Source organism: Okeania sp. SIO2F5 (assembly GCF_010692685.1).
Taxonomy (GTDB): Bacteria; Cyanobacteriota; Cyanobacteriia; order Cyanobacteriales; family Microcoleaceae; genus Okeania; species Okeania hirsuta.
This window is the reverse complement of sequence record NZ_JAAHGU010000042.1, coordinates 1-25,324: the sequence shown is the minus strand read 5'-3', so window position 1 is coordinate 25,324 and position 25,324 is coordinate 1. Positions and strand designations below refer to the sequence as shown.

General features: G+C 34.9%; 24 protein-coding genes and 1 pseudogene. 9 read left to right on the top strand and 16 right to left on the bottom strand.

Annotation, left to right across the window (positions count from 1 at the left end; translation table 11 throughout):
• Positions 1-290: 290 nt before the first annotated feature.
• The 4 genes from F6K27_RS15435 to F6K27_RS15420 form a co-directional block, all read right to left on the bottom strand.
• Positions 291-1,274, bottom strand: coding sequence for a DUF3086 domain-containing protein (locus F6K27_RS15435; protein ID WP_353735994.1), 984 nt, complete (start codon positions 1,272-1,274; stop codon positions 291-293).
• A 714-nt stretch (positions 1,275-1,988) separates the two neighbouring features.
• Positions 1,989-2,393: a DUF3119 family protein gene (locus tag F6K27_RS15430; protein WP_287277317.1), complete on the bottom strand. Its 405-nt coding sequence runs from the start codon at positions 2,391-2,393 to the stop codon at positions 1,989-1,991.
• A 29-nt stretch (positions 2,394-2,422) separates the two neighbouring features.
• Positions 2,423-2,545 (bottom strand): hypothetical protein, encoded by a 123-nt coding sequence (locus F6K27_RS15425; protein ID WP_275670421.1) that lies wholly within the window; start codon positions 2,543-2,545, stop codon positions 2,423-2,425.
• A 226-nt stretch (positions 2,546-2,771) separates the two neighbouring features.
• Positions 2,772-3,521, bottom strand: coding sequence for an MlaE family lipid ABC transporter permease subunit (locus F6K27_RS15420; RefSeq protein ID WP_240039106.1), 750 nt, complete (start codon positions 3,519-3,521; stop codon positions 2,772-2,774).
• 127 nt (positions 3,522-3,648) lie between these two features.
• On the opposite strand from F6K27_RS15420, the gene F6K27_RS15415 reads away from it, so the two are divergent.
• The 3 genes from F6K27_RS15415 to F6K27_RS15405 all read left to right on the top strand — a co-directional run bounded on the left by F6K27_RS15415 (position 3,649) and on the right by F6K27_RS15405 (position 5,929).
• Positions 3,649-4,056 (top strand): hypothetical protein, encoded by a 408-nt coding sequence (locus F6K27_RS15415; protein WP_353735991.1) that lies wholly within the window; start codon positions 3,649-3,651, stop codon positions 4,054-4,056.
• Positions 4,057-4,883: 827 nt separating this feature from the next.
• On the top strand, positions 4,884-5,324 hold the full coding sequence (locus F6K27_RS15410; RefSeq protein WP_287300887.1) for an Hsp20/alpha crystallin family protein: 441 nt from the start codon (positions 4,884-4,886) through the stop codon (positions 5,322-5,324).
• Between the two features lie 164 nt (positions 5,325-5,488).
• Positions 5,489-5,929, top strand: coding sequence for an Hsp20/alpha crystallin family protein (locus tag F6K27_RS15405; protein ID WP_287300887.1), 441 nt, complete (start codon positions 5,489-5,491; stop codon positions 5,927-5,929).
• A 124-nt stretch (positions 5,930-6,053) separates the two neighbouring features.
• Here the strand turns inward: F6K27_RS15405 and F6K27_RS15400 are convergent, their stop codons facing one another.
• The 3 genes from F6K27_RS15400 to F6K27_RS15390 form a co-directional block, all read right to left on the bottom strand.
• Positions 6,054-6,368, bottom strand: a complete 315-nt coding sequence (locus tag F6K27_RS15400; RefSeq protein ID WP_287277311.1) for a type II toxin-antitoxin system VapC family toxin — start codon at positions 6,366-6,368, stop codon at positions 6,054-6,056.
• A gap of 222 nt (positions 6,369-6,590) precedes the next feature.
• Complete coding sequence (locus F6K27_RS15395; RefSeq protein WP_287277309.1) at positions 6,591-6,857, bottom strand: hypothetical protein; 267 nt, start codon at positions 6,855-6,857, stop codon at positions 6,591-6,593.
• Between the two features lie 30 nt (positions 6,858-6,887).
• On the bottom strand, positions 6,888-7,025 hold the full coding sequence (locus F6K27_RS15390; RefSeq protein WP_287277307.1) for a hypothetical protein: 138 nt from the start codon (positions 7,023-7,025) through the stop codon (positions 6,888-6,890).
• Between the two features lie 168 nt (positions 7,026-7,193).
• On the opposite strand from F6K27_RS15390, the gene F6K27_RS15385 reads away from it, so the two are divergent.
• Complete coding sequence (locus F6K27_RS15385; RefSeq protein WP_287277306.1) at positions 7,194-8,096, top strand: DNA cytosine methyltransferase; 903 nt, start codon at positions 7,194-7,196, stop codon at positions 8,094-8,096.
• Between the two features lie 1,068 nt (positions 8,097-9,164).
• Positions 9,165-9,344 carry a hypothetical protein gene (locus tag F6K27_RS15380; protein ID WP_287277305.1) on the top strand — a complete coding sequence of 60 codons (180 nt, stop codon included), beginning with the start codon at positions 9,165-9,167 and terminating at the stop codon, positions 9,342-9,344.
• A 436-nt stretch (positions 9,345-9,780) separates the two neighbouring features.
• Here the strand turns inward: F6K27_RS15380 and F6K27_RS33665 are convergent, their stop codons facing one another.
• Complete coding sequence (locus F6K27_RS33665; RefSeq protein WP_353735993.1) at positions 9,781-10,119, bottom strand: Gfo/Idh/MocA family oxidoreductase; 339 nt, start codon at positions 10,117-10,119, stop codon at positions 9,781-9,783.
• 223 nt (positions 10,120-10,342) lie between these two features.
• On the opposite strand from F6K27_RS33665, the pseudogene F6K27_RS15375 reads away from it, so the two are divergent.
• Positions 10,343-10,573: pseudogene (locus F6K27_RS15375) on the top strand (Uma2 family endonuclease); the annotation flags it as partial.
• 317 nt (positions 10,574-10,890) lie between these two features.
• Here the strand turns inward: F6K27_RS15375 and F6K27_RS15370 are convergent.
• The 3 genes from F6K27_RS15370 to F6K27_RS15360 form a co-directional block, all read right to left on the bottom strand.
• A complete protein-coding gene (locus F6K27_RS15370; protein ID WP_287277303.1) occupies positions 10,891-11,169 on the bottom strand; it encodes a hypothetical protein in 279 nt (92 codons plus the stop codon).
• Between the two features lie 171 nt (positions 11,170-11,340).
• Positions 11,341-12,297: an FAD-dependent oxidoreductase gene (locus F6K27_RS15365; RefSeq protein WP_287277301.1), complete on the bottom strand. Its 957-nt coding sequence runs from the start codon at positions 12,295-12,297 to the stop codon at positions 11,341-11,343.
• Positions 12,298-12,650: 353 nt separating this feature from the next.
• Positions 12,651-13,997 carry an NACHT domain-containing NTPase gene (locus tag F6K27_RS15360; RefSeq protein ID WP_287277299.1) on the bottom strand — a complete coding sequence of 449 codons (1,347 nt, stop codon included), beginning with the start codon at positions 13,995-13,997 and terminating at the stop codon, positions 12,651-12,653.
• Between the two features lie 294 nt (positions 13,998-14,291).
• Here F6K27_RS15360 and F6K27_RS15355 point away from each other — a divergent pair, with 294 nt between their 5' ends.
• Positions 14,292-15,074: an SH3 domain-containing protein gene (locus F6K27_RS15355; protein WP_287277297.1), complete on the top strand. Its 783-nt coding sequence runs from the start codon at positions 14,292-14,294 to the stop codon at positions 15,072-15,074.
• 177 nt (positions 15,075-15,251) lie between these two features.
• Here F6K27_RS15355 and F6K27_RS15350 read toward each other — a convergent pair whose 3' ends face one another.
• From F6K27_RS15350 to F6K27_RS15330, 5 genes are all read right to left on the bottom strand, one after another.
• The gene (locus F6K27_RS15350; RefSeq protein WP_375339714.1) at positions 15,252-15,557 is read right to left on the bottom strand and encodes a sensor histidine kinase; all 306 of its coding nucleotides are present in this window, start codon (positions 15,555-15,557) and stop codon (positions 15,252-15,254) included.
• Between the two features lie 97 nt (positions 15,558-15,654).
• On the bottom strand, positions 15,655-15,834 hold the full coding sequence (locus F6K27_RS15345) for a hypothetical protein (RefSeq protein ID WP_124146848.1): 180 nt from the start codon (positions 15,832-15,834) through the stop codon (positions 15,655-15,657).
• A gap of 44 nt (positions 15,835-15,878) precedes the next feature.
• Entirely contained in the window at positions 15,879-16,079 is a 201-nt protein-coding gene (locus tag F6K27_RS15340) for a hypothetical protein (protein WP_287277296.1), read from the bottom strand.
• 186 nt (positions 16,080-16,265) lie between these two features.
• Positions 16,266-16,472 (bottom strand): hypothetical protein, encoded by a 207-nt coding sequence (locus tag F6K27_RS15335; protein ID WP_287277294.1) that lies wholly within the window; start codon positions 16,470-16,472, stop codon positions 16,266-16,268.
• Between the two features lie 597 nt (positions 16,473-17,069).
• The gene (locus tag F6K27_RS15330) at positions 17,070-22,697 is read right to left on the bottom strand and encodes a response regulator (RefSeq protein ID WP_287277292.1); all 5,628 of its coding nucleotides are present in this window, start codon (positions 22,695-22,697) and stop codon (positions 17,070-17,072) included.
• A gap of 721 nt (positions 22,698-23,418) precedes the next feature.
• Here F6K27_RS15330 and F6K27_RS15325 point away from each other — a divergent pair.
• Positions 23,419-24,168, top strand: a complete 750-nt coding sequence (locus tag F6K27_RS15325) for a MotA/TolQ/ExbB proton channel family protein (RefSeq protein WP_375339390.1) — start codon at positions 23,419-23,421, stop codon at positions 24,166-24,168.
• A gap of 234 nt (positions 24,169-24,402) precedes the next feature.
• Complete coding sequence (locus tag F6K27_RS15320) at positions 24,403-24,978, top strand: biopolymer transporter ExbD (RefSeq protein ID WP_287277290.1); 576 nt, start codon at positions 24,403-24,405, stop codon at positions 24,976-24,978.
• Positions 24,979-25,324 lie beyond the last annotated feature (346 nt).

Genomic DNA, 25,324 nt, shown 5'->3' with positions numbered 1-25,324 from the left:
CTCCAATCCAGAAATATTTATACTTCTTTGACATGTAGCAGAAGGAAGAAGGCGATTAGTTATCTAGGAGAGAAGGAAAAATCTTGCATTGTCTGAGTTTTAAGCTTTTGATATGTCTGTGCCCTTTCCTTCGACTACTATATAGTCATCAATCTAGCCATTAATTTTCTATCTTTTTATTTTGGGTTTAATACCCCACCGTCTAGAGGGTGTTTACAATTAGTTGGGGTTTGAGTGCCCATCCATTTTTTCTTCCTTCTTCCTTCTTCCTTCTTCCATTTTTAGTCTGATCAAAATCTATCTATTGAGTTTTGAGTTCCAGGTTCAGGAGCAAAGGCTAACCATAGAGGAAACTGTAACATTGAGAGACTAATTTTATCTTCCGTATCATCAATCACAATTATCGGTAATTTTCCCTGTTTCACTAACCGCTCTGCTTTTTGGGCCAATATCTCTGGATCTTCAAATAGAGCCACACCTCTATCTGGACTAAAATCACGGCGGTCAATGCCTAAACAATCTTGTAAACCCCGTCGCCATTCTCCTAAACGTTCCGGGGAGTTAGCAAGTATCAGAGCGCGTACTCGTGTATCGTACAAATCTCTTAATACAGAAACAATTGTCGAAGCAACCAAAATATTTTGCAAGCGACTGCCCATAGTTCGCAGGGCACCACGACCACCCTGAGAAAAAAACCAGCTAGAAACTCTTTCTGCATGAATAGGTTCAAATGTACGCCGTAATTTCCAGGGCGGGCCATAATAATCTGGCATCTTCCGATATTCATCAAGAATTTGGCGAATTTGTCTAGCTTGATCCTCAAAACCCATTTCCGCAAATTGGGGATTTTCAGCATTTCTGACAGACCGAGGAGAATTTTCCATAACAGAAGGAGTTGGAGGTTCCTGTATCTGTGGAGTTAATTCTAACTGTTCGGCAGCAAGAGCTAAATCTTGTAAACTTCCTACTAAATAATCTTTAAATCCCTGAATTCTAATTGCCAAATCCTGAGAAGCACCTGCAAAAGTAGTTCGCATCTCTTTCTGAATACGTTCTTTGCGACGTTCTAGTTTTTCGACTTCTACTTGCAATACTTGTCTACGGGACTCTAACTGATTCAAAGCTTCAGGTAACAGACGCCCTATGGCCTCAGTTTGCGCCATTACTTCTTGCTGTAATTTGGCCTTGGTTTGTTGTAGGACAGCTATTTCCTCCTTCAAATTTTCTTCTTGCTGTTGAAGGCCATTAACTAGTGGTGTTAATTCTGTTTCAATTTCTGCAACTGGGGGAGTGGTAGGTTCTTCTTTGATATTAGGAATATCTGTAAAATTCTCTTTTACAAATGGGGGAGTTGTAGATTCTTCTTTGATATTAGGAGTATCTGTAGAATTCTCTTCTACAAATGGAACATACTCTGCATCTATTTCTGTAACTGGGGGAGTTGTAGATTTTTCCTTGATATTAGGAGTATCTGTAGAATTTTCTTCAACTAATGGAACATACTCTGCATCTATTGGTTGAGTCGTGGTAGACTTGTAAGTCCTGACACTTTGTTTATCTGTAGGAATAACTTGAGTCTCAACCTCTTCATCTAAATCCCAAGGTGAAGGAACTATTTCATTTATATTATCTGAAGTTGTTGTTGATTGGTCTTTTTGTTCTTCTGATTGTGTTTCGTCTGGGTACATAATGGAAAAAAATTATCAAGACTTTATGCTATTTTCATTCAGGGTTTTAAACTGAATAGTTTTTATTTTCTACTTTAAGCTTTTGTAGATATTAGCTCAAAGGCAACGATTCATTAATGTCAGCATTCAGCGGTCAGCTATCAGCTATCAGCTATTGTTTTTAGTCTTAGATAAAAGCTTTACTAATTGAGTCAGAATTAAATCTTACTACAAAAGCTGGCTTTAAAGTCTATATATTAAAATCCCCTCATCAGAGCTGAGAGCTGACAGCTAATAGCTGAATGCTTAGATAGAAATTTACTAAGCTTCTATTGAATTCTGATTTGAGGGTAAGTGTTTTTCTAGGCAATTTTTTAGTGTTTTAGGGTCAAAAATAATTGGTAGAAAGTGAATGCTTTTAACTTCCCTAAAATAGAACAAAATTGGCACGGGAGACCAGAATATTTCCCAGTTTAGCCAATCTTGATAAGGAAAGTTTCGTATTAGTTTTTCTGAACGATATACTTCTAGGGTTGTATCAGTAAATTTGAGACGGATAGTTGCTGTTTGAAATAATAGAAATATACCAAATAGAGCGATCGCTAGACTTACCCACAGTTGCCAAAAGGCCAAAGGCAATGCACTAATTATTAGCACAAGAGGTATTTTATAACTAGGGGCAAGTTCGGTAGTTTGTTGTGTTTCGGATGTAGAAATAGTAGTCATTTTAGTTATCAGTTATTAGTTATTAGTTATCAGTTATCAGTACCTCTAGTTAAAGTCAGAGGCTTGAAATATTGAACTTTATTTTCTTTTGGTCGATTAGATAAGGCTTGCTGATTAAATCTAAAAGCATTGACATATAAAGGCTTTAGCATTTTTGGCCTCGAAAAAAAGTGCCTGGTTTTTAGCTCTATTATGCTCAAAAAGGAGCGTATTTTGGCAAGACTTGGGCAGAAAAATCATTCTTATAATTCTTACTCCTACCTCCTCTAAACTCCAATTTATCCTGTCTCCTGTCTTCCCCTCCCAGGAGGGGAGGGGTTAGGGGTGGGTTGTCTCCTGTCTCCTACCTCTCTACTCCCTACTCCCTATTCCCTAATATTAAAAACTTTGCTTCATTGCCCCACCAATTCCTTGAAACATTGCCCAAGATAGAAAGAAATTAAAGATAAAAATAGATATTAAGGCTGTCACAACTGCTGTGGTTGTAGATTGGCCTACTCCTTTTGCCCCACCAGTGGTAGTTAAACCCCAACTTGTACCAATTACAGCAACTAAAACACCAAATACCATTGATTTAAGCAATCCACTGCATAAATCCCAAAGAGTTAGAAAAGTATGGACAGAACTAATATATATACTCTGGGAAATATCGTACATATTAACTGCCACTATAAGTCCACCTAATATGGCAGCTATTAAACATAACAAAGTTAAGATTGGCATCATTACAGCACAAGCAATAACTCTAGGAATAACTAAATAATCTACCGGATCGGTTTTCAGCATATACAGAGCATCAATTTGTTCTGTCACCTTCATCGTGCCTATTTCCGCTGCAAATGCCGAACCTACTCGCCCCGCGACAACAACTGCTGTCAATACAGGGCCTAATTCCCTGGTTAAAGTTATAGCCAACATACCCCCAACCATATTAGCTGTACCGAAGGAAACAAGTTCCCTGGCAACCTGAATGGTAAATACCATACCTACAAAACTAGCTGTCAGTAAGACAATAAGTAAGGATTCTGGACCAACTATCGCCATTTGCTCAACAGTGTTACGACGATGAATTTTGCCCTTTAGGACATGAAAAAATACTTGGCCTGCTAAATATGCTGCAGCCAACATCCGTTGTCCCCATACCCCGAAAATTAACTTAAAAGTAATCTTACTCAATAGAAATTAATAAATTAGAAGACTAAACAAAACTAATGAGAGAAATTTACCAATCTTCAACAAGATTGTTTAACCAACGTTGAAGTTTTCTGACAGATTGAGTGATTTTGAGCGATCGCTCTCTATCTTAGAAAGTAAGTTAGCTATATCAGCTGACTTGCTACTAAGTGGCATTATGACTGAACTTATTTTTACATATATGAATATTTTGCCTAATCTTCTACGTTCTTTGTTACTTACAAGTATCTTTAGCTTTGTAACTCCTATTCTGTTAATTGGGGTTAGCTGGACGAGCTTTGCCTTAATTAGTCATTTTCCCAGTTTACGGACAATTGGTCAATCTGGTGTTGCCCAAATTTGGCAATTCTTAGCGACTTTTGGTAGTGGCCATCCCGCCCAAGGATGTTTGGTCATTGCTGTCACTTTTAGTTTAGTAGGGGCGATGTTTGATACTTATGCATTTTGTCAAAATCCCAGAGGACATTAGAAAAGAGGGAGATGAGGAGATAGGGGGATGGGGAGATGGGGAGATGGGGAGATGGGGAGATGGAGAGATGGGGAGATGGAGAGATGGGGAGGCAAATTTTTACCTTTTCTTCTGTTTCTCTAGTGCAGGATGGCGGAAATAACTGACCAGTTATATCATGTCCGGTTGAACAGTGATAAATAAATAACTACGGAGTCCTCAGGAGTCAACCCACCCCTCGCCCCTCCCCCTCCGGTGGAGGGGAACGACCGAGTCAGGAGGGAAGAGAGAAGAAGGAAGAGGAAGAACTTAGTTGAAGGAAAAAGTTTTTTTATAACTAATTATCCGGGCATGATATTACAAAATCCTAAAACAATTACAAATCAAAAATGATTGACTCTCTTGAGTGCGTCTTACATTCTGAGGAAACTTCGCCAATTAGCACTCGCTTTTAACTTCCGCGTAGCGACACTAGCTTCTGGGTTCTGAGTTCTGCTTCTGACACCTAAAAACACGTATCGCGCGCAAAGATACCAAATGACTTCTATAGAAACTAATAACGATATTTTTTTCCAAAAAATTATAGATGTTCGGCAATTGCGATCGCAATTTAGGAAGGAACCGAATTTCATTGTTTGTCTACCTAAATTATATTAAAAACAAGTTGAATGAAAACAACTTCAACTGAGTTTTCAAGGTAAGTTTTGGTAGTTTAAAAACTGAAGTACGGGAAATGCTATCGCATCTCTGTTATTAACCGAACTTACTGATTACCAAAACTCTACTAAAATTATCAACAACAACGAATTCAATTAATACATAAAACATTTATTTAGGAGGCAACAACTATGGCTATTGTACGTTTTTCCCCATGGCGTGAAATTGATTCATTACAGAAAGAAATGAATTGTGTCTTTGACAATTTTGCTCCTTATTTAAACGGTGAAGAAAAAGGAATAGCATTTACACCAGCAGCAGAAATGGAAGAAAACCATGATGCTATTGAGTTAAAATTGGAAATTCCTTGTTTAGAGGCTAAAGATTTAGATGTACAAGTAACTGCGGAAGCTGTAGCAATTAAAGGAGAGCGTCGTCAGGAAGTTAAAACTGAAGAAAAAGGTATGACTCGTTCTGAATTTCGTTATGGTGCTTTCCAGCGAATAATTTCTCTACCAGTTCGGGTTCAAAATGACCAAGTCAAAGCTGAATATAAAGATGGTATTTTGCATCTACATTTACCTAAAGCGGAAGCTGAAAAGAATAAAGTTGTGAAGGTAAATATTGGCTAATATTATCTCTACAGAGATGCGAAATATCAGAAAAACTGAAGTACGGAAAATGCGCTCGCATCTCTCTAAGTAACCGAACTTACTGATTACCAAAACTCTACTAAAATTATCAACAACAACGAATTCAATTAATACATAAAACATTTATTTAGGAGGCAACAACTATGGCTATTGTACGTTTTTCCCCATGGCGTGAAATTGATTCATTACAGAAAGAAATGAATTGTGTCTTTGACAATTTTGCTCCTTATTTAAACGGTGAAGAAAAAGGAATAGCATTTACACCAGCAGCAGAAATGGAAGAAAACCATGATGCTATTGAGTTAAAATTGGAAATTCCTTGTTTAGAGGCTAAAGATTTAGATGTACAAGTAACTGCGGAAGCTGTAGCAATTAAAGGAGAGCGTCGTCAGGAAGTTAAAACTGAAGAAAAAGGTATGACTCGTTCTGAATTTCGTTATGGTGCTTTCCAGCGAATAATTTCTCTACCAGTTCGGGTTCAAAATGACCAAGTCAAAGCTGAATATAAAGATGGTATTTTGCATCTACATTTACCTAAAGCGGAGGCAGAAAAGAATAAAGTTGTGAAAGTAAATATTGGCTAATATTATCTCTAGATAGAGATAGGAAAAATTAGTAGGGGCGAACAGTTGTTTGCTCCTACTATCTATTGGGAGTTACACAATTTTTAAACCCAAATAATGAAGCTAATATAGCTCCAAATTCTCCTCACTTTCTCTCCTCTTCCCAATCTTCATAAATTAGCCAGTCAATTCGTTCAAATTCCCTAGTATTATGAGTAACTAAAGTTAAATTATTTGCCATTGCTATTGCAGCAATTTGTAAATCATTACTGCCTACTGGTGTCCCTTTTTTCTCTGAATATGCTCGAATTATTTCATAAACTTCCGCTGATTTATCATCAAAATCAAGTGAAATAAATTCTGACAAAAACTCCTTTTGTCTTAATAATATTTTGGCAGGATTATTACTTTTATTTGCACCATAAAATAACTCAGCTTTGACGACAGAATAAACAAACATGTCCTTAACAGCGACTTGCTATAGCCGTTCTCTGATTAGAGTAGAACGCCGATTCAAATACCTAACAATTACATTAGTGTCTAATAAAAAACCCATTTTTTACCGAAAAATCCTGGTCTAAAGCCTCCCCTTTTAAGGGGATAAAAAAAGAGAATACCATATTTTCTTGCCTCCTTATTGCAGAGGTACTGATAACTGATAACTGATAACTGAAATTACCCTTCAGAAACATTCTCGCACACTATCATCTAAACTTTCATCAATGCCTCCATTATCAATTACAATAGGGTCATCTGCACAAGAACCAGCCGTTCTTTCAAAGAAACCTCTACTCCATCCTAATTCTTCAGGAGTTTTAATTGTTTTACTTGCTAATTCTTTCGTTAGAATAACTTGAATCTCCTCTGTTAAAGTCCTACCGTTATGTAAAGCTTGATCCTGTAATTTTTCCAGGATTTCTGGTTCTAAATCATCAAGAATAATAGTCATAATATTACCTCCTTATTAGTTCTAATTTAATCATTTAATAACAGCTCCTAATAAATCGCTCATTTCTCCCTGAGATTTATTCAAATTATGATCATCAACTGTCAAAGTTTTCGGATCGGCATGACGAGAAAAATCCTGAGCTTTCCTAATATTACCACCATATAACAATTCCCAAAAAGTGTGAGGTATAAAACTCTATGCTTTAGGCAACAGGCAATAGTTAAGTAAAGATAAGAGTTTAGCTCAGGGTTACTCAGAAAAGCTATATACAATATTGAAAGCTGACAACTGATAACTGATAACTGATAACTGAAATGACTGCTATTTGGAATATAGATGCACAAAATCAACGTAATTGACCTTTTCTGCGGATGTGGTGGTATGTCGTTAGGCTTTCAAAATGCAGGCTTTAATATAGTTGCTGCTTTTGATAACTGGGAACCAGCAATTAAGGTATACCACCAAAATTTTCATCACCCAATTTATGAATATGATTTGAGTAAAACTGACTTTAATTATCAAACTTTTATTCAAGTTAAACCAGACCTAATTATTGGCGGTCCTCCTTGTCAAGACTTTTCTAGTGCAGGTAAGCGTAATGAAGATTTAGGTAGAGGAAATTTAACTATTTCCTTTGCTCAAATAGTGACTAATATTTTGCCTCAAATTGTTGTGATGGAAAATGTTAGTCAATTTATTAATTATACAAAATATCGCATTACTAAAGACATTTTTAAAGCTGCTGGATATGGTATTAGTGAAAAAATTATTGATGCAAGTTTATGTGGCGTACCTCAAAAGAGAAAGAGATTTTTTTTGATTGGAATTTATGGAGGTAAAGACAAAGAAATTGAACCATACTTAGAATCTTCTTTGGCAAAAAAACCAATGACAGTTAAAGATTATTTTGGAGATAAATTAGAAATTCAACATTATTATCGTCATCCCAGAAGTTATAAAAGAAGAGCAATATTTAGTATTGATGAACCAAGTGCTACGGTCAGAGGAGTGAATCGACCTATTCCCCAAACTTATCAAAATCATCCAGGAGATTCAGCAAAATTATCCTCAGAAATTCGACCATTAACAACTATAGAGAGAAGCTATTTACAGACATTTCCTGAAGGTTTTATCTGGGAGGGTTGTAAAACAAATTTAGAACAAATGATTGGTAATGCTGTTCCTGTGAAGTTAGCTGAATATGTGGGAAATAGTATTTTAGAGTATCTGAAAAATTAGGGTAAGCATTCAGCATTCAGCTAATAGCTGTTTGCGCAGCATTCCGCAGGAAATGCTTACAAATTAAGAATGGGAAGTTAAAATAACGAACTCTCTATGTTTATATAACGAAAGCAAATATACCTTTGTTAATCACAATTTTGTCCAATATTGAGAAAAAGAGAGTTAATTTTTAATCATTTTCTACTTGAAAAAATGTTCCTAAAGCACCACCAAACCAACCTAATGTTGTAAAGAAAGCATTTTGAATAATATCTGGAACTGACTTTTTACTTATGCTGGAGTCAATCAAAGATGGTTAATTATTGAAAGTGCAGGGCGGAAAAAAAGCAACATTCAGAAGTTATAGTCAAAAATTGAACAATAAAAAAAGACGGCATTAAAGTTATAAAAAAAATATAAACAACCGGATTTTATACAGTTAATCAAGCTCAAAATCACTTAAAATATATCAACAAAAAACTAAAATTATGGAGTGTATAATCCACATAAATTAGGGATAAAATTTTAAATCAACAGTCTATAGTCTATCATGATAAAATCGAAATTAAACCAAGAGTCTCAGAGATATAAAGAAGAAATTTAGTGGCTGGCCGATTTATTTTAGCAACAAATATTGAGTCATCTTCAGAAATTCAAAGCCCAGAAATATTTTGGAACTATAAAAACAGAGTTGTGAAAGGGGCTTCAGATTTCTGCGCATACCCACAATTTTTTACCGAGAGTTTTTGTGTGGAAAAACCTTAAAGAGTGGAAACAATATTTTTTGTTATGTCACTGTGTTTATTAGTATATAATCTCGGCAAAATAGAGTTGATAAATACTTTAAAAAGAACCAGTAACGGAGTTAAAAACCAGTTAGGAAAGCTGACAAATACTCCCACATTAAGATGGATATTTCAATGCTTTCAAGGGATTCATTTGTTAACAATACATCAATCCCAAAAAGTTGTTAATCTCACTGAAGAACGGAGCTTGACTTTAGAGTTTTTACCCTCTTGTTGTCAAAAATATTATCTGTAATGCGCAATAGCACGGGATCGCAATACCTGAATCCTTACGAGAAAATTGATTGATACTATCAACGGGAGTGTAGTTGCTCCTGTGTTTTCTGCTGCCAACACAACTCCCTGGTTCACTAACAATACTCGTGCCACTGATTTTTTTATGTTCTATAGAATTAATTTGTTTAATTTGTTGGCTCAAATTCTGATGATGATTCATGTATCTTTTTGTGCTACATTATGAAGTGCTAAATGTAGGCTACTACTTCACTGCAATTAATATCTCCTGTTAAGGCTAAAATACCTAGCAGCTCAGATTTTTTTACCTGATAAATAGCATTGACAAATGTATTTGTACCACTAATTTCTGGGAGTGAAAAATAATTATTAAAATCAATTATTCCTATTGAAGAGAGTAATTGTAAAGCATGGGGAAATTCAAGTAATGGTGGGTCTGTAGTATATGCTAAACCATTTTCTTTAGAAAAATCAATTTCTACTTTATATAAATTAGGAATACTCGAATGATTACTTGAAGTTAGGGAAAGCTTTTGTTTTTGTTCCTTGATAAATTTTGGGATTTATCGTTTAATAAATTTAGGAAAGTCTGAATAATACCACTGATAAGCAACTGCTGCTTTTATTTGATGTTTATGAATTATTTCTGTGAGTTGCAGCATTTATTCTAGGTTTGTTACAACTGGCTTAGGTAAAATAAAGTGTTTTACACCAGCTTCGATATATAACATTAGTTGTTCATAAACTAATTCTGGCTTTAAAGCTATCTCAATTACTTGTCTTGCTTTTTGCTGATTATTTAAGTATTTAAAATAGTTATCATGCCATTGACGAAAACTCTGAAATAGATAAGTTTGTGGTTGATTCTGACCTAAAATACTATCAGCAAATAAGGAGGAAGTAATTACTGGATCGACAATAGATACTATTTCCCAAAAATATTCATTTTTAGCATATTTAGTTCCAATATAATTTTTTCCGTAACGTCCATAACCAACAATTGTTGTTTGAAAAATTGAAGCTTGATCGGATAGATGAAACTGACTGTCAGGATTTTTGGTAGCAACCGAGTCAGTTTGATGTTGTAGTAATTTTTTTGCCCTTTCATAATTTTCTTATAATTTGTTTAGGTTACTATAACATTATTAAAAAAACTTAAACTATGACAGGAGATAGAAGGTTAATTATTGATATTCGGTCGCTTCAGACTTTCCATCACAAACATTTGGTCAACTCACAGCTAAAGCTAAAGATTATTTAGATGCAGGTGTATTAAGGGTGTGGGTTGTTGATAGTAAAGCTAGGAGTATTACAGTTTTTTATCCAGATGCACCGCCACAAACTTATATGGGAGATACCCTATTGATAGATTCTCTATTTGAAGGATTAGAATTAACTGCTGAACAAGTATTTACCAAAGCCGGAATTCCTACTTTTTTTCATAAAAATGTTTAAATAATAAATATTGTACTAATTGTACTATATGATTTGAGGCGTTGGTTATTTGAGATATGATATCATGTCCGGATAAGAGCGCGAACAAAAAACTTTCTCTTCTATTACTCTTTGTTCTTATTTCTTCCCTCCTGACTCGCTCCTTCCCCTCCCCTCCCAGGAGGGGTTAGGGGTGGGTTGATTCCTAAAGAATTAAGATTAATATCATACACGCTCTTCAGCAACGCCTGATTTTAATATACATTTAATTCCCTAATAATTTTTTCTCGTTTTTATGGAGAAGATTGTGACAATTTATTCCCGAGTAAAAATTCCAATTATGGAGAAATAATTATAGTTCTATTATTGTCTATTATTAGGTGTTTATTTACCTCTTGCTCTGTTAAAATCTGTTTGTTTATATAAGTTTGTAGTAATTTATGAAGAATTAGAAAAGAATGATAAATAACTGATGTTAATTTGGCTCCAGGAATATGAATATATTGTTCACCAGTTTGATGCTGATACTGATAACGAATAGGATTATGATCTCTTTTAGCAGTTTCTAATTCATTTGCTGGTTCTTGAGCGGGATAAACTTGAAGATTTTTTTTCAATTCTATTGGTTCTAACTCTGCTACCCAAGGTATCCATTGAGATACTCCTTTTTGAATAGCTTGGAGAATAGAAGTTTCATTTCGATTACCAAAATAGTCAGTTTCACCCTTTATCCAACTTATCCAGTTTTTAGGTAAATTGATTGGAGTTTGAGTGAGAGGAACATAGAATTATGCTTGATTATATTCTAATCCATAAAAAATAGCCAAATTATCCCCACCTGTTTTGATGATTCCTGCGTATTGCCCACGAATTAGTAATGTACTGGAGAAACCTTCTATCAATTGAGGAATTTTAGTCTTGAGGGTTTCTGGAATTTTATATATCCCATAGGCTTTTAATTTAACAATATTTCCTGCTTCTTTCTCTCCTGAAAAAGAGGGGATTGAAATTTTCAATCCTTCTGCATATCCTGTATTAATAACTGTGTTAAAGTACAAACTTTTTTCATGGTTAATATTCAGTTCAAATCCTTGGTTGCTGAGTTCAACATTAGTCACTTTATGATTAGTTTTCAGATTAATTTTTTCCTCTTTTATTAATTGATTAAGCAGTTGAATTAAATGATTACAATATTTGTCGATATTTAGAACTGGTTGTTTAACTTTAACTGCCCCATTGAAGAAATTTTTGTCTCCAGTTCCCCATAAAATTTCTTCTATATCAATCTCCTGAACCAGTTCTTGTACAGAGCCGAAAATTTGATCTGATGGATAATTATTAATATGATTATTATAAATTTTCATCAAATTTTTACTAACATCTTTGAGAGTTATACCTTCTCGATCAATTGCTGTATTTCCTTTAATATTAGGAACTAAATAGTTCACATATTCATCTTCAAAAACATAGTCAGGCATAACTTTTTTAAACAAAAGAGTTTGTTTAAACAAAAGTTCTAACGTAGAAAAATGTCCTCCATAAACAAAGTGATGTAAAATCCCTGTATTATTAACGGAAGCACTGTAATGATTTAAGGGAGTAGATTCAGCTTCTAGAAGTGTTACTTCAGCAATTCCTAATTGAGAAAGAATAGAAGCAAGGGAAATTCCCATAGTTCCCCCACCAATAATAGCGATTTTTTGTTGTGCTTCTGGGGGAATATTAAATAGTTTTTTGTCAGACATAAATCACCCATTTCAGTTATCAGTTATCAGTTATCAGTACCTCTGCAATAAGGAGGCAAGAAAATAAAGTTATTTCTAAAGTCCTGGACAAAACCTTAGAAGTAATTATTTATTAATAATTGCTGTTAACGTAGTTCCTCCGGAGGAGGCTAGCTAACTGCTAATATCTTAATGCTTACGGTATAATACCAGTTTTATATCAGGTTGCATAGAATGATGAAATTCATTCAATCGATCTATCTTTATCTACGCTTAACTGTGGTCAATTATGGGAGAAACTTTACTTATAGATGCTTTATTTGAAGGATTAGAATTAACTGCTGAACAAGTATTTACTAAGGCCGGAATTCCTACTATATTTCCGAGAAATGTTTAAATAATAAATGATGAATAAATTGATAGCGATCGCCTACTCTTTGCAATAATAAACGACTAGCAGCATAATTGAGAAAACGACGATAATTCCAGGGAATATGCCCATTAAAAAATAGAATAATCCGCAGCACAAGATTTTTTAGTCCGGGCAAACCAAAGAACATCCCAATAATTACACCTCCAATAGCACCAAGAATTAAACCTTGGTATAAATCGAAAACCAAGGTAAAAATAAACCCAAAAATAAACCCCCAAAATAACACACTAATCAAATTAACAATTAACTGATATGCCTGTAACTCGCCGTTAGAATCTAACCAAGCTGGCCGTAGTTTTTCTATTGTAAATTCCTGGCTGTTATCTGCGGCCATTCGTTGTGCTAGCCATGCCAACCATCGTCTTGTCTGTTCCGGCAGTGGTTCCTGACTCTTAGAATACCAATTATAGTTATTCTCTCGCCCTAATTGACGACGAATATAAGCATTTAATAAATATTTTTCTCTTCCCTGTTGAGAAGTAATTCTTCTCCAAGCAGCAATTAAAATTTCCTCATAAGCTAAGGTCATCATACTCAACATTAATGGTATTTCAGCTAAGTTTAATAACTCTGGTTCATCCTGAAGATAATACCAAAGTTCTCTACTACTAGCTGCTAATAAATAATCTTGAATCTGACCTGTTGTTAAAGACTGTAATAATACAGCAGCATTTAATTTAAACTTAGTCCGACAATTTTTATAAGTGGCAAAACTACTACAAATAACTAAATCCTTTGGTTGCAAATATACTGATAATTTATTAATTTCTTCTAAGCAATTTTTAGATAATTCTGGAGATACTCGATCAAATCCATCTATGAGAAGTGACAATTGCTGATTTTCTAGCCAATTCCTAATAACCTTTTTGGGTATCTTGTACTTAAATTTAATTTGATTAACTAACCAATCTGAAATATCCTGATTTTTATCTTGCCATGTCGAAAGGTCTAATAATACTGGAATAGATGTTTTGGGTTCTTTTTCCGCCCGAATTACTAACTTTCTAGCTAATTCTAGTAAAGTTGTAGTTTTTCCACCCCCAGGATTTCCTAATATAAGTAATTTTCCTTTCATTCGGTCAAAAACTTGAATAATACTTATTTTTGCTGGTAGTTGAAAACTAGGACGCTTTCCTACTTTTACTTCTATATCCCAAGAACGTTTTAATTGTTGGGGTGGTCGCTGACGAACAAGATTAACTATCACTGCATGGTGTAGAGACTGCGATCGCAGTTGCAGAACTTCTCTTTTAACTGTATTTAATAGTTTATCGCGATTTCTTTGCACCTTCGTATATTTCTATTGTTAAATGAGTTAGTTAGCTGTTATCTTAAAATAACTATATAGCAGGGAATAGGGAATAGGGAACAGGGAACAGTGGAAAAAGCTTTTTCTCTGTCTCAGGTTCATCATCAACATAAGTCAAACACCAACTCGTTCCTTTCTATGTTTATAGTTATTTTATCGTTAAAATATTAACAGCATATATCTGTCTTAATAGCTGATAGTGATACCTGTGATAAAAATGCAAATTAGCCAAGAAAGTTAACATAAAATCTAGTTTATAAAGGGGTAAAAATTATGTCATTCAACATGGGAAAACTAATCGTTACAGGAATAACTGGCCTTGCTAGTGCTACCTCTGTTGCTTATTTCACAATTCAGTCTGATTTGTCACAATTTACTACTAATTCTTTACAGACACAAAAATTGGATAGCAACCTAGTTTCAGTGGTTCCTAAACATCAACTAAAATCTTCACATTCAACTCCTAATTCCTCAGATTTAGTTAGTCAAAATTCAACTCCAGTTGTGATTACACCACCAACATCGGGGTGTAAAATTCGTATGGCCATAGTAGACGACCCTGAACCACCTCTAAATGTTCGTAGCAGTCCAGAAGTTAGAGAAGGCAATAAAGTTGCTCAACTTAACAATAATACCTTTGTTTCTGTCGCAGATGAAAAATCTGGCTGGCTACGAATTACTAATCCAGTTATAGGTTGGGTTGCCAAGAACCGAACTCGTAGCACTTGTGCCAGGGTAGATAAGACTATTACTTTTTCCCCAGAAAGTAACACAGCTATTGTTAGAGGGGAGATGATTGGTACTGGTAGTCATAACTATCGGGTTAGGATGATCCAGGGTCAGACCATGACTATCAAAAATTTTGGGGATGTATTTCCGGCAATTATTAGTCCTGATGGCCAACTTATGGCAAGGGAACCTAATATTGAAGGTAATGAAAATGAATGGACAGATACTATGCCTATCAGTGGAGTATATACTTTACAATTAGATTCTAATTTCCGTGGATTTGAATATGAATTTTTAGTAGAAATTAAAGACAACAGAAATTTTTAATACAAATCTCAAAAAAACTGTTGATTTTAGTTCTTTCTTTCTAATACTATACTGAAGTGACGCTTAAATTATTAAGTAATTAACACAGACTGAATAAATTTTTTGATAATTAGCACGCCAGTTATTGTTAATTATTCTTATGTTTACTTCTCTGTACGAACGTTGCATGGAACGTCCCTACCCACTCCCCCACTCAATAAAATGGGGAATTGTTATCAGAAATTCTGTGCCTTTTCCTAGAGCAGAAATACATTCTAATTCTCCCTGATGATGTTCAACAATAACTTGATAGCTAATTGCTAAACCTAACCCTGTACCTTGACCCACTGGTTTTGTGGTATAAAAAGGGTCAAATATTTGTTTTTGTACTGCTTCACTCATACCTATGCCATTATCAGCTATCCTAATTATTACTTGATTTTTTGCTTCTATTGCCGTAGTAATAGTAATTTTGGGAGGTGAATTGCTTAATTCTTTTCCCATTGGTTGTACTGCATCAATAGCATTACCAATAATATTAATAAATATCTGATTCAGTTTGCCGGGATAGCATCTTACTTTGGGTAATTGACCGTAATTTTTAACAACTAGCTTCTTGCAATTTACTCTGAGTAATACCAGCTTCTATCTTGATTTCATAAACTTTGATTTTATCCAAGAGTTGTGCGGCTTTTTCTAATACAATGTCAACCAACTTCTCCATTTGCCCAAAATCACCATTCAAGTAGTTAGCTTCTGCCCCTTCTTCATATAATGCCAATTTTAGTTGATATTGAGTAGACCAACTATTTTCAGTCAGTAGATTTATCCCTGTATTAAAATAAGATATTGCTGTTTTATAAGCAGTAGATACTTTAGCCTTGATTCCCGTTTTAAATTTAAATTTGCTAACTCTTCCCTTACTTCTATTTCTGTAATTAATTGCACACCATAATTAAGTTGATTGACAATTTCAAATATTTTTTCTTCTAGTTGTTCATCCGCCCTATTGTTTAACAGTAGCATCCCAATTTTTCGATGAGTTTCTTGTTTTTTTTGTTGCGAAATGAGACTATAAGCTACTTGTTAAACCCGGTCGTGGAGAAAATGATAAATTGGTGTTTGTAAATCAGTTATTTCACGGAAATGATCGTCGTTTTCTCCCTGATAAAATTTATAGGTTTCGTCCTCTGGCAAAATCAATCTTTCTGATCAAGCACCCCATAAACATAAGGCAGTTTCCGGCAGAGATTTTTCAGATACAATAGATAGAGTTTTTACATCAAACTTGTTGCTAATACAAGCTGCTAATTGCAATATTTCCTGAGTTGAAGGGGGAAGTTTTTGTATTTGGGCAGCCATTAATTCAACTACATTTCCTCTAGCTGCTAAGATTTTAATTTCTGGCAAATTAAACAACCACTTATCCTGTTGATAGCGATCAAAGATTAATCTTTCCTTAACGAATAAAAATCACTCCTAACGGGACTTTAGCAAAAAATGCCTTAAAAATAGTTTTAAACCCTTGCTGTGTAATGCTTTAACGTCAAAAAAGCCTATTTCTTGATATATCTAGATTTGAGCCATTTTTAGCTAGAGCAACGTGTTTTCATTGCTACGGTTGAGTTTGAAGCCATTTTCAGCCTAAAAAATATCAAAGTCCCGCTAAGTAGACCACAAAATAATTTTTGGGTAGATAGTAGGGATGTAGAGGCATTGCATGCAACGTCCGTAGGTCGTAGAAAAATGCTTTTGGGTTGCCCATACTAACTGTAGTCTATCTATATGAAAAGCGCTATCAGGAGAAGTAATTGTTGAACTAAGCTAAGAATCATTTAGATTCTATATTCCCTGTTCCCTTTGACAAAAATTGGATACAGTATATTTGGTGATTAATGTGGTACAATTGACGGGTGACGGGGTAAATTTTTTGCTTGTTCCCAACCCCCAACTCCCAACTCCCAACTCCCAACTCCCAACTCCCCATCTCCCCACCCTCCCCACACTCCCTTGGTATTATACTCCTCTATGTTGCTGTATTTCTTGGGTCAACTCTTCCTTAACTCGTTCCCATTCAGCTCCAACTAGAGAAAGAATTTCAAGAGCTTTTTTTAAATTAAAATCTGCTCCAGACTCAACCACAGCACGAGTCATGTGCTCTAACTCTTGACACAATTCAGAAAAATTAATTGCTCCTAGTAAAGCACTACTAGACTTCAGAGTATGAGAAGCTCCTTTTAATGCAGTATAATCATGTTTTTTGATAGATTTCCTGATAATATCCATGTGCTTATTACCATCAACAAGATAGTCTTGTATCAAAATAATTAGAGTATCTGGTTCATCATCATAAAGATTGCGGAAATCTGCTAAAGTTTTGGGATTTATCGCTGATTTTTTTTCATATTCTGCTTCTAATATATTATCCAATAAATCTAAATCTTCAGCTATAACTCCATCGGTTTCTGGTGCATTCTCTAAATCAATTAAATGTTCGTCAAGTTCTGCCAATTCTTGTAAACCTGCTTCAGAAATAAGTATCGTTTCATCATCATTAGTAGGAAGCAAACTACTGCTTGATGTTGGAGTGGGAAATATACTCTTAACTAACGCTTTTTCCTCCAACTGAGAGTTCAACTGGACTTTACCGTTGATAAATTTCTGCTTATAAGTAACTGGTTTCTTAGGAGGATCTCTTTTTACCAATGCTGAATCATTTCTAGGCGTTGACTTCTCGTTTCGTATTGGCAGCTTGCATTTGTTGAGAACTTCCACTAATTGATCACGACGAATTGGTTTGGTCACATAATCATCCATACCAGCATTGAGACATTTATCACGATCGCCCTGCATAGCATTAGCTGTCATAGCAATGATCCAAGGACGTTTTTCTTCTGGATAATCTTGATGAATACGACTGGTGGTCTCTATTCCATCCATCTCTGGCATCTGTACATCCATTAATACCACATCGTAGGGTACTCGCTTGAGAGCATCTAAAACTTCTATTCCGTTAGCAGCTACATCTGCACGATAACCTATTCTTCCTAGCAAGTGTATTGCTACTTTCTGATTAATTACGTTATCTTCTGCCAACAAGATGCGGAGATGAGAGCGAGCGCTACTTCTCTCGCTAAACCTTTGAAAATATTTCAGACCTAAACTAGGAGTTTTTGCATTAGCTATTTTATCTGCTGTAGTACCAAATACTTGCAATAAAACATTATAAAATTGAGACTGTTTCACTGGTTTATTCAAAAAACCAGCTAAATTAACTTTTGCCTCTTGAAGTTCTCGGAAAATTTCTGCCTTGCCGAGATAAGTAAACATTAATAAGGGCAAAGATAACGAATAATTTTGCTCGACATTTTGTTGAGTTTCCAACTTCCGAATCTTTCTCGCTAATGTCAGTCCATCCATATCTGAAAGATTCATAGCAATAATCCCTATATCAAAATCTCTTCTCTGCTTCAACCAGTTCAAAGCTTTTGTACCAGAATCAGCAATTATAGGTATCATTTCCCATGAATTAACTTGTTGTTTTATTACCTCTTGATTAACAGGATGACTTTCAACAACTAATAATTTTTTACCTTTTAAGAAGGTATCAATTTCTTCAGAAGAAGGAACTGTAATTGCTTCTGCTTGAATCGTAAAATAAAAAGTTGAACCTTTACGATCTGCTTCGGGTTTAACAAAGTAAGGAGGTGGAGACCCTGCTATATTTACTAGAGATTTAACAGTATTTGAGTTGGCAAAATTCAGACCAGTTTCTCGGTTATTAATTCTGCTGTTATTATGATTAATTTTTGATTTAATAATTTGCCTATTTTTTTCTTTTAATTCATCTGTTTCTTTCCACTGAGAAACCACCCACATTTTACCGCCCATAATTTCACTTAAACGCTGACTAATAACTAATCCTAAACCCGTACCACCATATTCTCTAGTTGTAGAAGCGTCTACTTGAGAAAAAGCTTTGAATAAGCGGTCCATGTGGCCTGGGGGAATACCAATACCTGTATCTTTCACGGCAAACTGGATGTCATAAGTACCTGTGGTTTTACTAGGAGCTTTATCATTAAATATTCCCTCGTAATTCATATCTTCTAATTGATTATTTTGACAAACTTTTCTAGCCGTTAAAGAAACAACCACCTCTCCTTTTTCTGTAAATTTAACAGCATTTCCTAGCAAGTTAACCAACACTTGACGCAGCCTTGTTACATCTCCTACAATCATTGCTGGCACAGAACTATCAATTAAACAAGCAAGCTCTAAATCTTTATGTGCTGCCCTCGGTGCTAATAACTCTAACGCCTCTTCAACACAGTTTCTAATATCCAAAGAACTTTGTTCTAATTCCAATTTGCCAGATTCTATTTTAGTAAAATCAAGAATATCATTAATAATAGTTAAAAGCGCATCTCCACTGGTACGAATAGTTTCCACAAAATCTCGTTGTTCTGTCGTTAATTCCATATCTAATAGCAAACTTGTCATCCCAATGACACCATTCATTGGAGTACGAATTTCATGACTCATCATTGCGAGAAATTCACTCTTGGCACGGTTTGCTACTTCTGCTGCTTGTCGAGCTTGTTCTAGAGCTTGATTTTGAGCTTCTAACTGTTGTTTATGAGTAACTTCTGACTCTAATATGTGCGCCTGAGCTAATGTTAATCCTACCTGAGCTGCGACATTTTCTAATAAGTCTATTTCATCCTGCGTCCACTGACGCATATAATCACATTGATGTAAATTAATAATACCATTTGGTTGTCCTTGATAAGAAGTGCGAACTGCCAACATTGATCTAACATTTAGCCTCCGATACATCGGTGCAGATGATTTTAATAAAAGGTCTGAAAATATATCTGCAGTAGCGATCGCTTTGTCTTCTGATAATAACTTTTCTGTATGAGAATTGTAAGTAACTACAATATCTAAATCTAAAGTTGATTCGTAACCAGTTTCCAAATATTCAGCAACACAAGGGAGGTGGGGATAAGGTTGAGAAAGATAATTATGGATTGAACAACGGTTGACTCCAAATACTCGCCCAATTTGAGTAGCAGTAGTCTGAAAAATTTCTTGAGTGTCTAACTTAGAGCGAATTTCTTGAGTAATTTGTTTGAGCAATAAAATGTGCTGATATTTTTTCTGCAAGGTTTCTATAGCATCTTGTCGCAACAATTCGCCACCGATATAAGTCGCCATTAACTTTAAAACTTCTATATCTGTTGAGTTCCATTGATTCTTCGCAAAACGACTGGTAAAACTGAGGGTGCCATAAATTCTTCCTGATACAAAAATTTTCGTGCCAAGATAAGATTCTACGCGACGCACAGTATATGCTGGATGATGTCGCCACTGGGAATTTTTAGCAGATCTGATCGCTAGAGGTTCATTGGAGCGCAATACTTCCCGATCGAATGTCTGTTGGAGGGCAAAAGCGTCTCCTTTCGCTATTCCAAATAGGAAATCTTCTGGTAAGTGAGCCGCAATGACCTCATAACGTTCTCCTAAAACTTTTCCTAATAGTCCTATATCCATGCCAAACCGACGGCATCCCATATCTAATAATGCAACTATTTTGCTTTCAAAAGAGTTATCTGCGTTAGTAGTAACTTCATATAGTTCTCTAATTGCTTTTTCATTAGCTTGCAAATTTTCTTGGGTTGCTATCCTCGCAGAAATGTCACTGAGGGTACTTACCATACCAGTAATATTGCCTTTGTTATCAGCTATCAATGTACTCTTCATTTCTACTGAACAATAATTTCCATTTTTGGTTAACCACTTCAATTGATAGCAACCTGCAACTAATTTTTTATTACTAGCAACCAACTCTATATTTTTTGGGGTATTCTCTGCTGAAGAATTTAATTTTTTTCTATCTTCTGGGTGAATGAACTCTAAATAATTTCTACCTAAGCTATTTTCACAAGTAAAACCTGTAATTTTTTTCCAGGTCTCATTTAAGAAGATTAAATTACCTGTAGCATCAGTTTTAAAAGCTATCTCTTGAATATTATCAACTATTTCGGTGTACTTTTTTACTTGAAATTTTAGTTTTATTTCTGTTTCTTTAAACTGAGTAATATCTATCAAACTTCCCACCATTCTCACTGGGATTCCCGATTGCCATAATGTTTTTCCTCTATCTAGAACCCATATAAAGCTATTGTTTTTGCGTTTTATGCGATATTCTATTCGGTAGAAAAGAGATTTTTTTGCTAAATGTTCTTGAACGGCTGCACTAACTTTTTCGATGTCTTTTGGATGAATTCTATTTAACCATTCATCTATTTTATGGGAAATTTCATCATCTCTGTAACCCAATAATTTTTTCCACTGAGATGAGTAAAATATTTCATTTGTTTTGATATTCCAATCCCAAACTCCATCTTGATTTCCTTCAATTGCTATAACTGTACTTTCTTGTGTTTTGAGATAAACTTTTTCTAAATTTTTCCGTTCTACAGCAGACTGCTTAAATTTTTCATCGATTTTTTGCAGTTGAATAGATGTTTTTTTTATATAATTATGAAAGCGAATTAATGATTGATATAATGATTTAGGTAACAGTATTTGTTGAATTATTTTTGTAGCAGTAATAATATTAGTTATTTTGCCTGTGGGGGTTTGTACAATTAGAGGCAATAGATAATAATTTTTTTTCATTAAACCTAAAGCTACTTCTAGACTGGCCTGAGAACCTACTAGGACTGGTAAAGTATTACAAACTGTCTCAGCTTTAGTTTGATTAAAATCTATTTTTAATGCTTGTAGTTGTACTATATCTCTACTGCTAATTGTCCCTAATATTTTAGTCAATTTCTGATTTTGAGATTTATTTTCTTTGCTTTCAGTAATCAGAATATAACTAATATTATAGGTAAACATTAGTTGGGTAATTTGCCGAATTGATAAAGAAGATGCAGCTTGAATAATTTGAGATTCAGGGATTTGTTCTAATTGATTAATTTGGATTAAGTTAGCTGGTAGAGTTAAAGATGAGTCAAAGGTTGTTTTTGTTGCATTATTTTGAGCTTCTAATTCTTGTTTTTGGGATGCGACCTTAGTACCATTTTTATCAATAGATGGTTCACCTTGCCTGTTGGCTATTAATCTTAAACTGTTGTCTTTGATCTGAAGCTGATTGAAAATTAAACTACGGGTAGTCACTAGGCCAATAAGTTCTTCTGCCTCATTAACGATTGGTAAATGGGTGATTTGATGTTTTTCTAGTATTGCTAAGAGAGCAAAGATATCTGGAATTTCCGATAGTTGGGCTGTTATTATGGATCTAATCATTATTTGAGCAATCGGAAATCCACTTAGGGAAGCGCTAATAGAGGCTAGCTGTACTAAGTCTTGCTCAGTAAATATACCTATGATTAGCCCTAAAGATTGTAACTTTGTATCTTGAGATTTGGAACCATTACTTAAGTCTTGAGATGTAGTGCGATCGCTTTGTGGAGGTGTTCTGACAACATTAGAAGGAGAGGATGATTCTACAATTAACACACAACTTGCACCTGTAAGACTCATAGAAGTAATTACATCTTCTACAGGAGTTTCTGGTGTAGCAGTAAAAGGACTATAATTAATGGCCTGACTGATGGAGGGAATAAACATTTTGGATGACTCTGATGATGTTTTATCAAAAATATAACAATCTAAAATTTTGTACCGAATAATGCAAGTTTAAAGGTTTACTTTTGTTTGACTGATATAACTTTTCTGTCATACTTACCTCTATTTCCAGAATAATTTTTAACTAGTGCTAATTTCCACATTTTGCAGCTATTTATTATCATCAGGGACTTTGAAGCTCTATTAACAACTTGCAAGCTCCAAAGTAACACCTATGAGATTAATCATAGAGGTCTTAAGCCTAGTCTATCTAGGATAATTCTTGTCAAACTAAGAACCAAACAAATTACAATACAGAAATTATCATTAACAATACAAAAATTATCAATTTATCTCAATTTTTGCACGAGTGAGTTTTGACTTCTTTCTGTAAAATATCTACTGTACAACCTGTCATCAACTTCTATTTTGGACAAATTTTCAATTATAGTACTTAAAGTAAGCCTGCACTTGATAGCTTAAATTAATTATGCTGAAGGTTAATGCTGAAAAAATGAAAAAATATGATGCAGAAATTTAATAGTTTTATCTTAATTAAGAGATATCATTTAATTTGAATTTTGTCAATCTATGATTCCCATAGCATTACAGTTCCTTAGAACTTAAAAATAAAGTAAATAGACAAATAATTGTAATCAGTTGAAACTGCAGGAGCGAATATACTGTGACCTTTGAAGAGTTGATTCAGAAAGGAGGCCCTGCCATGTGGCCTCTGTTAGTTTTATCAATTCTGTCCCTCAGTACCATAATAGACCGCCTATGGTTCTGGACAAATCTATTAATTAAGGAAAAACAAACTGTTAGCCGAGTATTAGAAGCCGCACGTCGTGACTGGAGTATAGCGACAGAAATGGCTAGACGCACTCTAAAACAACCTATTGGTCGCTTTCTCTATGCTCCTCTGCGATTACAAAACCCAGAACCTGAAGTGTTTAAATTGGCACTAGAGGCTAGTGCTGATGATGAGTTGGCCTCAATGCGTAAGGGAGATAAATTGCTGGAAGGTGTGATTGCTTTGGCTCCGATGTTGGGCTTACTAGGTACTGTTTTGGGTCTTATTGGTTCTCTTGGTTCGATTCGCCTTGGGGACTTGGGCACTTCTTCAACTGCGGGAGTGACAGTTGGTATTGGTGAAGCTTTAATTAGTACTGCTGCTGGTTTGGTAGTAGCTATTGTTAGTCTAGTATTTTATCGATTATTTCAAAGTTTGTTATTTAATCAGATGAAGGTTTTTCGGAAATCTGGCAATGAATTAGAATTACTCTATCGACAATATTGGCAACAGACGTCTTTAAATAAATACAATTCACCAGATAATAATACTTATTTTCCTCCTACATGGACGCAGAATTCTCATAATTTTCCAGATTCTTTAGAACAGGATACAAAACCAACAGATTCTCCAGCAGAAAGGGATATTGATAGAACTGCAGATGAGCCAGATAATAATTAATAATTAATAATTAATAATTAATAATTGTTGAAAGGAGGTACTAATATAGCAATGTGCGCTGGCTTATGTACAAATTACAAGAACTGTCCAATAGCTAAAAGTTTTATATTATTCCTACGGAATGCTTGCGCAAACAGTTTTTTATTTCCCCTGTTGCCTGTTGCCTGTTGCCTGTTGCCTGCACACAGCGCTATAACTGATAACTGAAGTGACTTTTCTCCAAACAAAAAAATAATGAAACTTAATCAAGAATTTGCTACTGAAGAAGTTAGAATTGAGTTAATACCTCTAATTGATGTAATATTCTGCATTCTAACTTTCTTCCTTTTAGCCGCTTTACAATTAACTCGTCAACAGGCAATTAATGTTGACTTACCAAAAGCTAGCACGGGTAAACCTCAATCACAAGATATGTTACTTGTAAGTGTGAATGAGGTGGGAAAAACTTTTATTGAACAACAAGCTGTGAATGCGGTTGAACTCGAAAAGTTTGTGCGGAGATATCATCAAGTTAATCCTCGCGGAGTCGTTGTATTGTATGCTCCTAAAGAAGCAAGATACAATGATGTTGTGCAAGTTCTAGATTTATTGCGAGAAGTAGGAGGCGATCGCGTAGCTCTAGCAACTTTACCAGGGGCACCTCAAACAGGTCCTGGTACTACTACCAATACTAATACTGATAGTACCGAAGAGTCAGTTACTCCCTCTGAGTCTGAGTCCAAACAACAACCCACTCCAGCAAGGACAGTCAACCCCAGTCAATTTCAGTTACCTACTGCTCCTGAGTCATCTCAACCATCTAATCAATAAATAGGGAGGGTAGCAAAATCAAGCCCCACTTATATACCAGTTATAATTGTACTTAATTTGATTCGATTAGTTATGGAATTAGGAGATCTTCGCGAGCAGCTTCGTAACCTCAATGAGGTGAGCCAGACTCTAATGAAATGCTACAGTGTTGAAGATGCTGTGCAAAAAGCGTTAGTTGAAGTTCGCAGCAAATTAGACGTTCAAGTTGCATCTATATTCTCAGGACTTACGCAAAGACACTATATATAGAGTATGGTCATCTAGAGCGATATAGCTGCCGCACTTGCTCCGCCAACGCTTAAAAATGGAGAGCGATTGCCTCAGCAAAGCTCCGCTAACGCCTCAA